The 12,469-nt window shown below is 37.9% G+C and carries 16 protein-coding genes and 1 tRNA gene; 12 read left to right on the plus strand and 5 right to left on the minus strand.

Translation table 11 applies throughout. From position 1 onward, the window contains the following. Positions 1-45: 45 nt before the first annotated feature. Positions 46-1,059: a lactonase family protein gene (locus tag LG369_RS03360; RefSeq protein WP_225750232.1), complete on the minus strand. Its 1,014-nt coding sequence runs from the start codon at positions 1,057-1,059 to the stop codon at positions 46-48. 188 nt (positions 1,060-1,247) lie between these two features. On the opposite strand from LG369_RS03360, the gene LG369_RS03365 reads away from it, so the two are divergent. From LG369_RS03365 to LG369_RS03380, 4 genes are all read left to right on the plus strand, one after another. Continuing rightward, the gene (locus LG369_RS03365) at positions 1,248-2,411 is read left to right on the plus strand and encodes an AI-2E family transporter (RefSeq protein ID WP_225750233.1); all 1,164 of its coding nucleotides are present in this window, start codon (positions 1,248-1,250) and stop codon (positions 2,409-2,411) included. Further along, the gene (locus tag LG369_RS03370; protein ID WP_225750234.1) at positions 2,401-3,633 is read left to right on the plus strand and encodes a tetratricopeptide repeat protein; all 1,233 of its coding nucleotides are present in this window, start codon (positions 2,401-2,403) and stop codon (positions 3,631-3,633) included. Before LG369_RS03365 ends, LG369_RS03370 begins: the two co-directional genes overlap by 11 nt. Positions 3,634-3,802: 169 nt before the next feature. Next, complete coding sequence (locus tag LG369_RS03375) at positions 3,803-4,639, plus strand: DegV family protein (protein ID WP_225750235.1); 837 nt, start codon at positions 3,803-3,805, stop codon at positions 4,637-4,639. Between the two features lie 107 nt (positions 4,640-4,746). Next, the gene (locus LG369_RS03380) at positions 4,747-5,022 is read left to right on the plus strand and encodes an HU family DNA-binding protein (RefSeq protein WP_004253345.1); all 276 of its coding nucleotides are present in this window, start codon (positions 4,747-4,749) and stop codon (positions 5,020-5,022) included. A 212-nt stretch (positions 5,023-5,234) separates the two neighbouring features. Here LG369_RS03380 and LG369_RS03385 read toward each other — a convergent pair whose 3' ends face one another. Next, a complete protein-coding gene (locus tag LG369_RS03385) occupies positions 5,235-5,477 on the minus strand; it encodes a type B 50S ribosomal protein L31 (protein WP_004253349.1) in 243 nt (80 codons plus the stop codon). 92 nt (positions 5,478-5,569) lie between these two features. Then, positions 5,570-6,508: a DHH family phosphoesterase gene (locus LG369_RS03390; RefSeq protein WP_225750236.1), complete on the minus strand. Its 939-nt coding sequence runs from the start codon at positions 6,506-6,508 to the stop codon at positions 5,570-5,572. Positions 6,509-6,611: 103 nt separating this feature from the next. Between LG369_RS03390 and LG369_RS03395 the strand changes: the two genes are divergently transcribed. The 8 genes from LG369_RS03395 to LG369_RS03430 all read left to right on the plus strand — a co-directional run bounded on the left by LG369_RS03395 (position 6,612) and on the right by LG369_RS03430 (position 10,233). After that, positions 6,612-7,055 carry a flavodoxin gene (locus tag LG369_RS03395; RefSeq protein ID WP_225750237.1) on the plus strand — a complete coding sequence of 148 codons (444 nt, stop codon included), beginning with the start codon at positions 6,612-6,614 and terminating at the stop codon, positions 7,053-7,055. A 115-nt stretch (positions 7,056-7,170) separates the two neighbouring features. Continuing rightward, positions 7,171-7,437: a chorismate mutase gene (locus LG369_RS03400; protein WP_225750238.1), complete on the plus strand. Its 267-nt coding sequence runs from the start codon at positions 7,171-7,173 to the stop codon at positions 7,435-7,437. Beyond that, on the plus strand, positions 7,434-7,808 hold the full coding sequence (crcB, locus tag LG369_RS03405; protein ID WP_036757295.1) for a fluoride efflux transporter CrcB: 375 nt from the start codon (positions 7,434-7,436) through the stop codon (positions 7,806-7,808). Before LG369_RS03400 ends, crcB (LG369_RS03405) begins: the two co-directional genes overlap by 4 nt. Further along, entirely contained in the window at positions 7,802-8,131 is a 330-nt protein-coding gene (gene crcB / locus LG369_RS03410; protein ID WP_225750239.1) for a fluoride efflux transporter CrcB, read from the plus strand. Before crcB (LG369_RS03405) ends, crcB (LG369_RS03410) begins: the two co-directional genes overlap by 7 nt. A gap of 118 nt (positions 8,132-8,249) precedes the next feature. Further along, a complete protein-coding gene (gene rplS / locus LG369_RS03415) occupies positions 8,250-8,597 on the plus strand; it encodes a 50S ribosomal protein L19 (protein ID WP_001068670.1) in 348 nt (115 codons plus the stop codon). 42 nt (positions 8,598-8,639) lie between these two features. Continuing rightward, positions 8,640-8,711, plus strand: a tRNA-Arg gene (locus LG369_RS03420). 114 nt (positions 8,712-8,825) lie between these two features. Continuing rightward, positions 8,826-9,713 carry a hypothetical protein gene (locus tag LG369_RS03425; RefSeq protein WP_225750240.1) on the plus strand — a complete coding sequence of 296 codons (888 nt, stop codon included), beginning with the start codon at positions 8,826-8,828 and terminating at the stop codon, positions 9,711-9,713. Between the two features lie 190 nt (positions 9,714-9,903). Next, a complete protein-coding gene (locus LG369_RS03430) occupies positions 9,904-10,233 on the plus strand; it encodes a hypothetical protein (RefSeq protein ID WP_225750241.1) in 330 nt (109 codons plus the stop codon). A 74-nt stretch (positions 10,234-10,307) separates the two neighbouring features. On the opposite strand, the gene yidA is transcribed toward LG369_RS03430, so the two are convergent. Together yidA and LG369_RS03440 are read right to left on the minus strand one after the other, a co-directional pair. Then, a complete protein-coding gene (yidA, locus tag LG369_RS03435; RefSeq protein WP_225750242.1) occupies positions 10,308-11,114 on the minus strand; it encodes a sugar-phosphatase in 807 nt (268 codons plus the stop codon). A gap of 12 nt (positions 11,115-11,126) precedes the next feature. Further along, positions 11,127-12,431: an HD domain-containing protein gene (locus tag LG369_RS03440; protein WP_225750243.1), complete on the minus strand. Its 1,305-nt coding sequence runs from the start codon at positions 12,429-12,431 to the stop codon at positions 11,127-11,129. Between the last annotated feature and the right edge of the window lie 38 nt (positions 12,432-12,469).

Below are 12,469 nucleotides of genomic sequence, written 5' to 3' on the forward strand. Positions count from 1 at the left end.
AATAAAAAATGAACTTGTTAAATCAAGTTCATTTTTTATTATTTCTTATTTAGTGAAACTTATGCAGACTGCTTCAGGAACCTGAAATTCATTAGAGAGTTCTGCCAGTCTACCAGTCTCAGGATTGCGCTTAAAGACAGTCGCATTATCAGAATCCTGGTGAACAGCGATAAGGAATTCTTGGTCAGGTGACAAATCAAAATCACGTGGATTATTCCCATTGGTTGGAACAATCTCTAATAATTCCAAGCTTCCATCTGCTAAAATGCTATAAACAGCGATAGAATCATGGCCTCGATTAGAAGCGTAGATGAATTTGCCATCTTTAGAAAGACGAATAGCCGCAGTACCATTAAAGCCACTATAGTCATCTGGTAAGGTTGAAATGACCTGCATTTGTTCAAATTCTCCGACTCCATCGTAAATCAAAACTTCAATCGTACTGTTGAGTTCACAGATGAGATAAGCAATCTTGTAGTGGTGGTGGAAAACAAGGTGACGAGCACCAGCACCAGGATTACAATTATAAGTTGCTAGTCTAGTCAACTTTCCTTCTAGATTGATATCATAGGTAATGACCTCGTCAGTACCTAAGTCACAAGTTACCAAATATTGGTCTGGTGTTAAATCTGTGTAGTGTACGTGGGGAGAAGCTTGGTTTTCATGTGGACCATGGCCAGTGTGTTGAACTTTGTCTGCCAATTCAAGACTGCCATCTTCTTTACGTTTATAGACTAGAACTTGACCTTTATGATAGTTAGCGCCATAGACTAGACTCCGTGTCTCATCGACTGCAACATAGCAGTGAGGAGCACCTTCTTCAACGACGTGATTCAGGAGGACACCATCAGTTTTATATGCTGCGATTCCACCTTTGTCATCATGGCTTCCGACAGTATAGAGATGCTGATGCTGATCAAAGGCTAGGTAGGTTGGACTTGGCTCGGTTGCAAATAGTTCTAGATTTGAGAGTTTGCCAGTCTCAGTATCAAAATCAGCCTTGTAAATCCCTTGAGAAATACGTCGTGTATAGGTTCCAAAATATACTATTTCTTTCATATTCATACCTCTAGAAAAAGATAATTCAATTATAACATAAAAAGGCCTGCTAGATGAAAAATCTAGGTCAGAAAAAACAGCTCTTCCCTTGTCAAGAAGACAAATTTATCCCTTGCTAAAAGACTATAAAAAACCCTTATTTTTCTTAAAACATGATATAATGTTAGGACAAAGGAAAGGAAGAAAAAATGGAACAAAAAGAGAAACACTTTACCTTATCTTGGTTTTTTAAATGGTTTTTAGACAATAAAGCGATCACTGTTTTCTTGGTGACCTTGTTATTAGGTCTCAATATTTTTATTCTCAGTAAAATTAGCTTTTTATTTTTCCCAGTTATAGACTTTTTATCAGTAGTGATGTTGCCGGTTATCTTATCGGGTCTACTTTTTTACCTCTTGAATCCACTAGTAGATCTGATGGAGAAGTACAGGATTAACCGTGTCTTAGCCATTAGTATTATCTTCGTCATTATTGCAATACTCTTGATTATTGGACTAGCCGTTGCAATTCCAAACCTTCAACGTCAAGTAGTAATTTTTGCGCAAAATGTCCCAAGTTATCTCGAGGATGCTGATAGAGTCATTAATGACCTTGTAACCAAGCGTTTGCCAGATGACTTTAGACCCCAACTGGAGCAAGTTTTAGCTAATTTTTCAACACAAGCAACTGCTTGGGCAAGTAATATTTCTTCTAAAGCTGTTAACTGGGTAAGTGCTCTTATCAGTGGAACGTCACAGGTCATTGTCGCTCTGATCATCATGCCATTTATGCTCTTTTATCTCCTTCGAGATGGAAAAGGACTTAGAGACTATATTACTCAATTCTTACCAAATAAATTGAGAGAACCAGTAGGTAAGGTTCTATCAGATGTGAACCAACAACTTGCTAACTACGTTAGAGGACAAATTACGGTCGCTGTAATCGTAGCTATCATGTTTATTATCTTCTTTAAGATAATTGGGCTTCGATATGCAGTAGCGCTTGGTGTTACTGCAGGTATTCTCAATTTAGTTCCTTATCTAGGTAGTTTTCTTGCAATGATTCCAGCCCTTGTTTTGGGTTTGATTGCTGGTCCTGTTATGCTCTTAAAAGTTATTATCGTTTTCATTGTAGAGCAAACTATTGAAGGACGTTTTGTTTCTCCACTGATTTTGGGTAGTCAATTAAATATTCACCCAATTACCATTCTTTTTGTACTATTAACTTCAGGATCCATGTTTGGTATTTGGGGTGTATTGCTAGGTATTCCAATCTACGCTTCCGCAAAAGTAGTCATCTCAGAAATTTTTGATTGGTACAAAGAAATTAGTGGACTTTATGAACCGGTAGAGGAGACTGATAGTGAACAATAGTCAACAAATGCTCGAAGCTTTAGAACAACAAGATTTATCAAAAGCAGAATCTTTTTTCCAAAAAGCCCTAGAGGAAGATTCAGATGAAGTTCTTCTTGAACTTGCCGCATATCTCGAAGGGATTGGTTTCTTCCCGCAAGCTTCACAAATCTACGAGAAATTAGCACCGCAGTTTCCAGAAGTCTATATCAATTTAGCTGCCATAGCTGGTGAAGATGGACTTATCGAAGAAGCTTTTGATTACTTAGAGAATATTGGTCCGGAAAGTGAATGGTACGTATCAGCTCTTGCCTTAAAAGCAGATTTATATCAAATGGAAGGATTGACAGATGTTGCGCGTGAGAAGCTCCTAGAAGCTCGTAGCTACACTGATGACCCTCTCCTAATATTTGGACTAGCCGAGCTAGATAGCGAGCTAGGAAACGATTTAGAAGCCATTAAAGGCTATGCTCAATTAGATAATCGTGTTATCTATGATCAAACTGGAATTTCGACTTATCAGAGAATTGGTCTTGCTTATGCGCGTTTAGGTCAGTTTGAATCTGCAATAGAATTTCTAGAAAAAGCCTTAGAATTAGAATATGATGACCAAACAGCCTTTGAGCTTGCAAGTCTCTATTTCGACCAAGAGGACTACCAAAAAGCAACTTTATTCTTTAAACAATTGGATGCTATTTCACCAGATTTTGAAGGATATGAGTACGGATATGGTCAAGCGTTGCATAAAGAGCATCAAACAGAAGAGGCTCTTAAAATAGCTCAACAAGGATTGTCAAAAAATCCTTTTGAAACTCGGCTCTTACTCCTTGCTTCTCAGCTATCTTATGAGTTGCATCAACCTGAGCAAGCAGAAGCTTATCTGCTACAAGCACAAGAGAACGCTGATGACCAAGAAGAAATTTTGCTACGCTTAGCAACTATCTACCAAGAACAAGAAAGATACGAAGATATTCTAGCTTTAACAGTCTATGAACCTGAGAACCTCTTGACTAAATGGATGATTGCACGAAGCTATCAAGAGACTGAAGAATTGGATGCAGCCTATGATCTCTATAAGGAACTTGCTACTGAACTCAAGGATAATCCAGAGTTTTTGGAACAATTTATTTATTTGTTAAGAGAGTTAGGTAAGATAGAGGAAGCTAAAGACTCCATTCAAACCTATCTACAATTAGTACCCGATGATTTACAAATGCAAGATTTGTATGATTATTTATCTTAAATACAAAAGAAAATCACCAAGCATAGGTGATTTTCTTTTTTTATTAAAAAGAAGTGTAAATTGCCTTAAATTTAGGCGGATATAGTATGAATTTTTGATAATTTTTTGATATAATTGTTGTAGTTATAAGTGAATAATCAACATTAGTAAAAATAGAAAGATTGGAAATATGACAAAAGTAAAAATTGTAACGGATTCTTCGGTTACTATTGAACCAGAAGTGGTTAAAGAATTTGATATTACTATTGTTCCACTATCTGTAATGATTGATAGTGTCCTGTATTCGGATGCAGATCTTGAAGAAGGAGAATTTCTTCGCTTGATGCAAGCTAGTAAAAATCTTCCTAAGACTAGTCAACCACCAGTGGGACTCTTTGCAGAAATTTTTGATGATTTGGGTAAGGATGGTAGTCAGATTCTAGCTATTCACATGTCCCATGCTTTATCAGGAACTGTTGAAGCGGCTCGTCAAGGAGCAAGTTTATCAACAGCAGATGTTACTGTTTTGGATAGTTCATTCACAGATCAGGCATTGAAGTTCCAAGTTGTAGAAGCTGCTAAACTAGCTCAAGAAGGAAAAAACCTTGAAGCCATTCTAGAGCATGTAGAGGACGTAAAAAATAACACTGAACTCTACATCGGTGTTTCAACTTTAGAAAATCTTGTAAAAGGTGGTCGCATTGGTCGTGTTACTGGTTTGTTGAGCTCTTTACTGAATATTCGAGTAGTCATGCAGATGAAAGATAATGAATTGCAACCGATTGTCAAAGGACGTGGTTCAAAAACCTTTAAGAAATGGTTGGATGAGTTAGTAGCCACTCTATCAAATCGTTCAATAGCTGAGATTGGAATTTCTTATGCAGGGACTAATGAATTTGCAAACGAGATGAGAGCTGTTCTACAACCTTACGTTGAAAAACCGATTTCAGTCCTAGAAACAGGCTCAATTATCCAAACTCACACCGGGGAAAACGCCTGGGCGATCTTAATTCGCTATAATTCCTAAAAAAATTGAGAAAAATCAATAAAAACGTGTTTTTGACTTGACCTAAAAGGAATTTTAGGTTATGATTATAAGTGTTAATTAGAAATAATTTTGGAGGATTCATTAACATGGCAAACAAACAAGATTTGATCGCTAAAGTAGCAGAAGCTACAGAATTGACTAAGAAAGATTCAGCAGCAGCAGTTGACGCTGTATTCGCAGCTGTAACTGAATTCCTTTCAGCTGGTGAAAAAGTTCAATTGATCGGTTTTGGTAACTTCGAAGTTCGTAAACGTGCAGCTCGTAAAGGTCGCAACCCACAAACTGGTAAAGAAATCAAAATCAAAGCTTCTAAAGTTCCAGCATTCAAAGCTGGTAAAGCTCTTAAAGAAGCAGTTAAATAATGATTTTATAAAAAACCTATTAATCAAGCGTCAAGCTTGGTTAGTAGGTTTTTTTGTTTTATAGAGGACTTGTTACGAAAGTAGAAGTAGAAATAAGAATTAGGACCATTATAAGCTATAAAAAAATTAAAGCTTGAAAAAATAAAAGAAACAAAAAAACAACTCCGAATCGAAGTTGTTTTCGTTTAACCGTATACAAGTGATGCGGTTGATTATTTGAGACCGTATTTTTTGTTGAAACGATCCACGCGTCCATCTGCTTGAGTGAACTTTTGACGTCCAGTGTAGAATGGGTGTGAGTCTGATGAAATTTCCACACGGATCAATGGGTAAGTTTCGCCTTCGAACTCAACTGTTTCGCTAGAGCGTTTTGTTGAACCGCTAAGGAATTTGTAACCAGTAGTTGTGTCCATGAAGACAACTGGGCGATATTCTGGATGGATATCTTTTTTCATTTTGCAATATTTCCTTTCTGCCATGGTCTCTTTGCGAGCCATAGATTGTTACCATACTAGTCTATCAGATTCTGAAAAGTTTGGCAAGCTTTTTATCTATTTTTCAGCAAGTTTTTTAATTTTTGGTAGATGAGCTCATTCTCTTCTAAACTATAGGAATTAGCTCCACTAGCAAGAGGATGCCCACCGCCATCATGTTCTTTTGCAACTTCATTGATTGGGACAAATTTACTGCGAAGACGTACGCGGTAGTGACCATCTGCTTGCTCCACAAAGATTCCCCAAAGGCTAATAGTATCAATACGGCCTGGAGCTCCAACGATGGCTGCTGTTTCCGCATCAGTAACGTCGTATTTCCTCAAGATTTCTTGAGTCAGAATAACACGTGCAGCACCATTTTCATCAACTTCTAAGTGGTCATAAACATAACCTTGGAGTTTGGCAATCTTAAAGCTCATAGTATCCATTTTACGTGTCAATTCAGCGTAGTCAAAGTTATGTTCTCTGAGTTGACTTGCTATACGAAGGGTACGAGCAGAGGTAGAAGGGTAGAGGAAGCGACCTGTATCACCGATAATACCGGCACAGAGCATTTTTGCAGCATAGTCGGATAATTCAAGATTAGTTGCTTCAGCAAAGAGAGCAATCATCTCACTCGCACTACTAGAGTTAGTATCTACCCAAACAAGATCGCCGTAAACTTCGTCATTTGGATGGTGGTCAATTTTGATAATTGTCTCGGCATTAAGATAACGTTTATCATCAATACGTGCTGTGTTTGCTGTATCACAGATAATGGCAAGTGCACCTTGATAGTCTGTGTCCTCTACCTGATCCATTTTAGCAAGCCAAGTTAAGGTTGGTTCATTAAAACCAACTACTTTTATCGTTTTTTCTGGAAAATGATGCTCAAGCAAGGCTTTTAAACCTACCTGACTCCCCAGAGCGTCAGGATCTGGTTTCATATGACGGTGGATGATAATAGTATTGTATGCTTTGATTTTTTCTAAAATTTGGTGACAAATCTCCATAATGAACCTCAATTCTTTCTCATATCATTGTAGCACAAGAGTTTTTATTTTTAAAATGAAAAAGATGTGATATAATGGAGGAAGATTAATTGAGGAGGACCTTATGGCATTAGCAAAAATTGTATTTGCCAGTATGACCGGTAATACTGAAGAAATCGCTGATATTGTAGCAGATAAATTAAGAGAATGTGGTTTAGAAGTAGATGTTGATGAGTGTATAACCGTTGACGCTTCAGACTTTTTAGAAGCAGACATCGCCATTGTCGCAACCTATACCTACGGAGATGGAGAATTACCAGATGAGATGATGGACTTCTACGAAGATCTAGCAGACCTCAACTTGAGCGGTAAAATCTATGGTGTAGTCGGATCAGGTGATACTTTCTACGATGAATTCTGTAAAGCTGTTGATGACTTCGACCGAGTATTTATCGCCACTGGAGCTGAAAAGGGTTCAGAGTGCGTTAAAGTTGACCTTTCTGCAGAGGAAGAAGATATTGAACGCTTGGAGCAATTCGCAGAAGAATTAGCTGCTAAAGTAGGATAAGCATGAAGTGCACTGATGAAAATTGTCAGTGCAGTTTTTATTAAGCAGGATTAGGACTTTACTAGCCTATTTAGTACTTTTTTTGTACAATAGTTCAATTAAAAAAGGAGACTCTATGGATTTAGATAATATTCGACAAGAAATCGATAAAATCGATGACCAGATCGTTCAACTTTTAGAAGAGAGGATGCATTTAGTTGAAGGAGTAGTTGCCTATAAAAAAGCTTCAGGAAAACCTATTCTAGATACTAAAAGAGAAGAAGTTATCTTTGAAAAAGTCAAAAATCGTGTAGGCAATAAAAAATACGAAGATACAATTGTTGAGACTTTTTCAGATATTCTCAAACGTTCACGTGATTATCAGGATAAAACGATCAAATGAAAAAAGAAAAATTTTACCCTCTAGGAATCTTTCTAGCTGGTATGCTGGGAGGAATTGTGCGTTTTCAGATTTCGAGATGGTTGCCATCTAGTCCAGACTTCCCTTGGGGAACACTAGTAGTCAACTATTTAGGAATTTTTTGCCTTGTCTACCTTGTAAAAGGTTATCTGGTTTATAAGGGAAGTAGTAAAGGTACTATTCTAGCGCTTGGAACAGGATTCTGTGGTGGTTTAACGACATTTTCTAGTCTCCTATTAGATGCTGTGAAATTACTGGACACAGGGCGGTACCTTAGTTTGGTGACCTATTTGCTTTTGAGCATCGGCGGTGGGCTTCTATTTGCTTATTGTCTAGGGAGGAAGAAATGGTAGTATTTTATCTAGCGCTTGCTTGTGGACTGGGTGCTCTTGTGCGTTATTTCTTTTCACGTTATAATCAGGGTTCAGTGCTACCACTAGGAACACTCATAGCTAATCTTCTAGGTTGTTTTTTGATTGGATTATTTTATAATCATGTGGAATCAAAAGAAGTCTATCTTATTCTTGCAACTGGTTTTTGTGGTGGTTTGACTACTTTCTCAACTTTGAATGATGAACTCCAAAGACTGATCAATGACAAGAAGGCATTTTATAGTTATTTATTATTAACCTACTTGCTTGGTTTTCTTGCAATTTTTTTGGGAATTTTGCTTTAAATTTCTTTACTTTTTCTAGGAAATTTGATAAACTGTATCTTGTGTGTAATGGACGCACAAAAATACAGTTTATCCGCTGAGGAAGTTTCCTCAAGATTGACAAAGATAGGAGAATAAAATGAATCCATTAATCCAAAGCTTGACTGAAGGTCAACTTCGTACAGATATCCCTTCATTCCGTCCTGGTGACACTGTTCGTGTACACGCGAAAGTTGTCGAAGGAAACCGTGAACGTGTTCAGATCTTTGAAGGTGTTGTTATTGCACGTAAAGGTGCTGGCATCTCAGAAAACTACACAGTTCGTAAAATCTCTAACGGTGTAGGTGTTGAACGTATCTTCCCAATCCACACTCCACGTGTTGAAAAGATCGAAGTTGTTCGTTACGGTAAAGTACGTCGTGCGAAATTGTACTACTTGCGTGCTCTTCAAGGTAAGGCAGCTCGTATCAAAGAAATCCGTCGTTAATTCGATGAACAAAACTCTGCTGCAAGGCAGGGTTTTTCTCTAGCTCCCTTAGTTCAATGGATATAACAACTCCCTCCTAAGGAGTAGTTGCAGGTTCGATTCCTGCAGGGGGCAGAACAAGAAACAAAAACACTGGATAACCAGTGTTTTTTCTTTGACCAAATTTTGAACCATTCATAAGATATCCATGGTGTGTTATAATGGACATAGAATGTTCAGGAGAAAAAGATGAAAAAAGGTTTATTAATTGGCTGTTTATCCATAGTTATACTATTTGTAATGTTCATAATCCTTAGTCCTATTCTTGCAATGATGGATATGTGGGGTCTATTTGCCCATGCAAGTCGGAATGAACTTGAGCAAGCTGTACATCGTTCTTATGAGAACTACGGTCTTACAGGTCAGTTTGAGTTAGAAAAATATGAAAAAAACTATACAAGCGTTGGAGGATTTGTTATTCATGGAACATACACTGAAAATATAGATGGTAAAACCTATCAAGCTAATTCCCGTTTTGAATACTATACTCGTCCTTCGGAAAACAAAAAGTATAAAAAGACGGATGCAGAAGTAGATTATGAACAAAACAAAAAAATTTATCAGGCTTTTCCAGAATTAGCTTATTTAGGAATTGAGATTAGTCCAGGTACCAGCGAATTTTTAAAAAAATTGGATACTTCAATAACAGATTCTAAAATGACTGCTTTGAAGTACGAAGGGATTGATTTTCAATTTAATAGTAAATCTGGTAATATCCACCTTTATGATGAAATCTTAGAGGAAAATCAAAGAAATGGACAAGCATTACAAGGGATGTATCCTATGGATGCTCAATATCTTTTCCAAAAAGATATTTTTATACCAGAATTTCAATTTCGATACTACACTCCAGAAGACAAGAAGGATCAGTTATATGATGCCTATCTTGAAGATCTTGAATCGCAAATGAAAGAATTTTTTAACAATCAACCCCTTCCAAGCGGTCTTTATGCTGTAAAGATTGATAGATATGAAGGGGATAAACTTGTCAATAATAGCGGTGGCTATTATGTGAAGATTGAGAATCATCAAGTTGTAAAGTTTATCAAAGATTTACAGCAGGAGTCACTGAACTAATGCTTTTCAGCTGTATAGAGTTTAGAGAAAAGAGGTAATATATCAGAAGTCCCAAGAAGAATACCTTCGACTAAAAAAAGAATATAAAATTCGCTTAGTCTTAGTAATAGTTCTATTCGTATTATTTTCTATCCTAAGTATCTTGCTCATCATAAATCTCAATAGATTTATCCCACTAGGCGCGACAGCCATGGCTACAGTTGTGCCATTTAACCATTTTTTACTCGTTCCACTTTGGGAAGAGAAAAAAGCGATTGAAGCAGAGCATCCTGAATGGAAGGACCTTAGTACAAGCGGAGCCAAGATCCCTTCGATAGAAGCGAGTAAGCGAAACATAGCAACTGTTGGGAGCGTTGTTGCCTTGTTCTTCTCGTTTGCTTTACTCTATAGGCCTGCTAAGGTATACCAGAAGGTATCTACTGCCGATGAACTAAAGAACCTTCCCAAGATTGAGAACAAGGACATTCCTAAACTGGATAATAAAAAAATTCCAAAAATAAAAAGGGAATCAGAAGAATAATCCGTAATTTAAAACACCCCAGGAGTTAGTTTTTGATATCTAACTTCTGAGGTGTTTTTTATATTCTAATAATGTTACAAGACCCAAGTACGGATAGCATGGGCTACACCAGATTCGTCATTTGTTTTGGTGATGTATTTGGCGATTTTTTTGAGTTCTGGGTTTCCGTTTTCCATAACAACGGGATTACCAACGACTGCTAGCATGGCACGGTCATTTTCTTCATCCCCAATCGCCATGGTTTCATCCTTACTTAGTCCAAGTTTCTCAGCTAGGTGAGTGATAGCAGATCCCTTGTCTACATCCTTTTTAAGGAGTTCTAGGTAAAATGGAGCAGATTTGTTGATAGAGTATCGCTCGTAAAATGTTGCTGGAATCTTTTCAATAGCAGCATCGAGAATCTCTGGTTCGTCGATAAACATACATTTGACGATTTCTTTATCAGCCATCTCTTCAGGTGTACGGTAAAAAATTGGCATGCTGACGAGAGTTGACTCGTGTACGGTGTATTTTCCGATATTGCGATTGGCAGTGTAAATGCCGTCTTTGGTAATAGCATGCATATGGACTCCCAGTTTACGGCTGAGAAATTCCATATCCAGATAGTCCTCGTAAGTCAAGGATTCACTGATAATCTCATGGCCATTAGCGGTTTCTTGGACAAGGGCACCGTTGAAGGTTACAACATAGTCACCTTCGTCTCTCAACTGCAAGTCGTCAAGCAGTTTGGCAACACCAGCGATGGGGCGTCCTGTTGCAATGACAACCTTGACTCCAGCTGCTTTGGCATCTTGGATAGCTGCAAAAACTTCGGGAGTAATTTCTTTTTTGCTATTAACCAGGGTACCATCAATATCGACGGCGATTAGTTTTATACTCATAAATTTCCTCTGTTATTTCTTATCTGGATTAAAATGATCATTCTCAATCAAATGTGAAAATTGTTGAATGATATTCGTGAAAATACTGTTTTGCTTAAGCATTTCTTTAGGGAAGTAGAAACGGTTGTCACCATGACGGCTTCCTGCAAGAGATTGGACGATAGGAGATAGGCTAGAAAGTTCTGCCAGCTCGCCATTCTTTTGGACAATCTCGATTTGTGTTCTAGGATTTTCAGACTCTGGTCGATAAATATCGTAAGGAAGGTCAAAATTCTTATGAATAGCTGTGTAGTAGTTGGGGTCAAAACCAATTTCTTCTACGAAATTTCGCATGATTTCAAGCTGGTCTTGATCGTCCTCAGAAAAAGTAATAGATTTGAAGACCTTACGGTTGATAAAACGTTGTGATAAGTCAGCCAAAATCTTGTCTGTACTAGTCATCCAGAGTTGGAAATAGGTATTCATAACCCCGTCGTCAAGTGCAAGATAGTCAGATAAGGTCACCTTCTTCTCAAAAAATGGCAGTAGATGAGGGGATGTAAGGGCAAAGAAGTCCTTATTTTCAGGATAGAGCTCCTTAGCACGTTTGAGAAGATTTTGCAGAAGGACTTCCATGGCGCGTGTGGCTGGATGGAAATAAACCTGCATATACATCTGGTAACGACTGAGTACATAATCCTCGATAGCATGCATCCCATTACGCTGAAAGGCAATGCCATATTCAACAGGACGAATGACACGAAGAATACGTGTCAGATCAAACTGGCCATAAAAAGCACCGGTGAAGTAGGAGTCGCGAAGGAGATAGTCCATACGGTCTGCATCAATCTGACTAGAAATGAGCTGAACCACTTGTTTGTTTGGATAAGTGTGATCGATAACGCTGGCTACTTTTTTTGGAAAGTCCGGTGCAACCTGCAAAAGGACCTGATGAATCTCTGTATCAGGGCTTTGGATAATTTCCTGGGTAATTGCCTCATGGTCGGTGTCAAAGAGATTTTCAAAAGTATGAGAGTAGGCACCGTGTCCGAGATCATGTAGAAGAGCCGCAGTCATGGTTAATAGTGACTCGTTAGAATCCCATTCCTCAGGATATTTCTCCTCAAAAATCTTAGTGATTTGACGAGCAATTTCGTAGACACCCAAACAGTGAGAAAAACGACTATGCTCTCCACCATGGAAAGTATAGCTAGATGTCCCAAGCTGTTTGATGCGACGGAGCCGCTGAAATTCTTTGGTATTGATCAGGTCATATATGACTTGATTATTAACGTGGATATAGTTGTGAACTGGGTCACGAAATACTTTTTCATTCATAAGACCATTATAGCAAATTCCTTGCCTTTTTGGTAAAA

Source organism: Streptococcus sp. Marseille-Q4154, assembly GCF_916700545.1.
Taxonomy (GTDB): Bacteria; Bacillota; Bacilli; order Lactobacillales; family Streptococcaceae; genus Streptococcus; species Streptococcus infantis_I.

What these genes read in the sequence shown, in the direction of transcription:
- yidA (WP_225750242.1), bottom strand. Translation starts at nt 11,114, where the DNA reads ATGAGTATAAAACTAATCGCCGTCGATATTGATGGTACCCTGGTTAAT.
- crcB (WP_036757295.1), top strand. Translation starts at nt 7,434, where the DNA reads ATGAAAAAAGAAAAATTTTACCCTCTAGGAATCTTTCTAGCTGGTATG.
- LG369_RS03360 (WP_225750232.1), bottom strand. Translation starts at nt 1,059, where the DNA reads ATGAAAGAAATAGTATATTTTGGAACCTATACACGACGTATTTCTCAA.
- LG369_RS03430 (WP_225750241.1), top strand. Translation starts at nt 9,904, where the DNA reads ATGGCTACAGTTGTGCCATTTAACCATTTTTTACTCGTTCCACTTTGG.
- LG369_RS03365 (WP_225750233.1), top strand. Translation starts at nt 1,248, where the DNA reads ATGGAACAAAAAGAGAAACACTTTACCTTATCTTGGTTTTTTAAATGG.
- LG369_RS03395 (WP_225750237.1), top strand. Translation starts at nt 6,612, where the DNA reads ATGGCATTAGCAAAAATTGTATTTGCCAGTATGACCGGTAATACTGAA.
- LG369_RS03380 (WP_004253345.1), top strand. Translation starts at nt 4,747, where the DNA reads ATGGCAAACAAACAAGATTTGATCGCTAAAGTAGCAGAAGCTACAGAA.
- LG369_RS03375 (WP_225750235.1), top strand. Translation starts at nt 3,803, where the DNA reads ATGACAAAAGTAAAAATTGTAACGGATTCTTCGGTTACTATTGAACCA.
- LG369_RS03425 (WP_225750240.1), top strand. Translation starts at nt 8,826, where the DNA reads ATGAAAAAAGGTTTATTAATTGGCTGTTTATCCATAGTTATACTATTT.
- LG369_RS03440 (WP_225750243.1), bottom strand. Translation starts at nt 12,431, where the DNA reads ATGAATGAAAAAGTATTTCGTGACCCAGTTCACAACTATATCCACGTT.
- rplS (WP_001068670.1), top strand. Translation starts at nt 8,250, where the DNA reads ATGAATCCATTAATCCAAAGCTTGACTGAAGGTCAACTTCGTACAGAT.
- LG369_RS03390 (WP_225750236.1), bottom strand. Translation starts at nt 6,508, where the DNA reads ATGGAGATTTGTCACCAAATTTTAGAAAAAATCAAAGCATACAATACT.
- LG369_RS03385 (WP_004253349.1), bottom strand. Translation starts at nt 5,477, where the DNA reads ATGAAAAAAGATATCCATCCAGAATATCGCCCAGTTGTCTTCATGGAC.
- crcB (WP_225750239.1), top strand. Translation starts at nt 7,802, where the DNA reads ATGGTAGTATTTTATCTAGCGCTTGCTTGTGGACTGGGTGCTCTTGTG.
- LG369_RS03400 (WP_225750238.1), top strand. Translation starts at nt 7,171, where the DNA reads ATGGATTTAGATAATATTCGACAAGAAATCGATAAAATCGATGACCAG.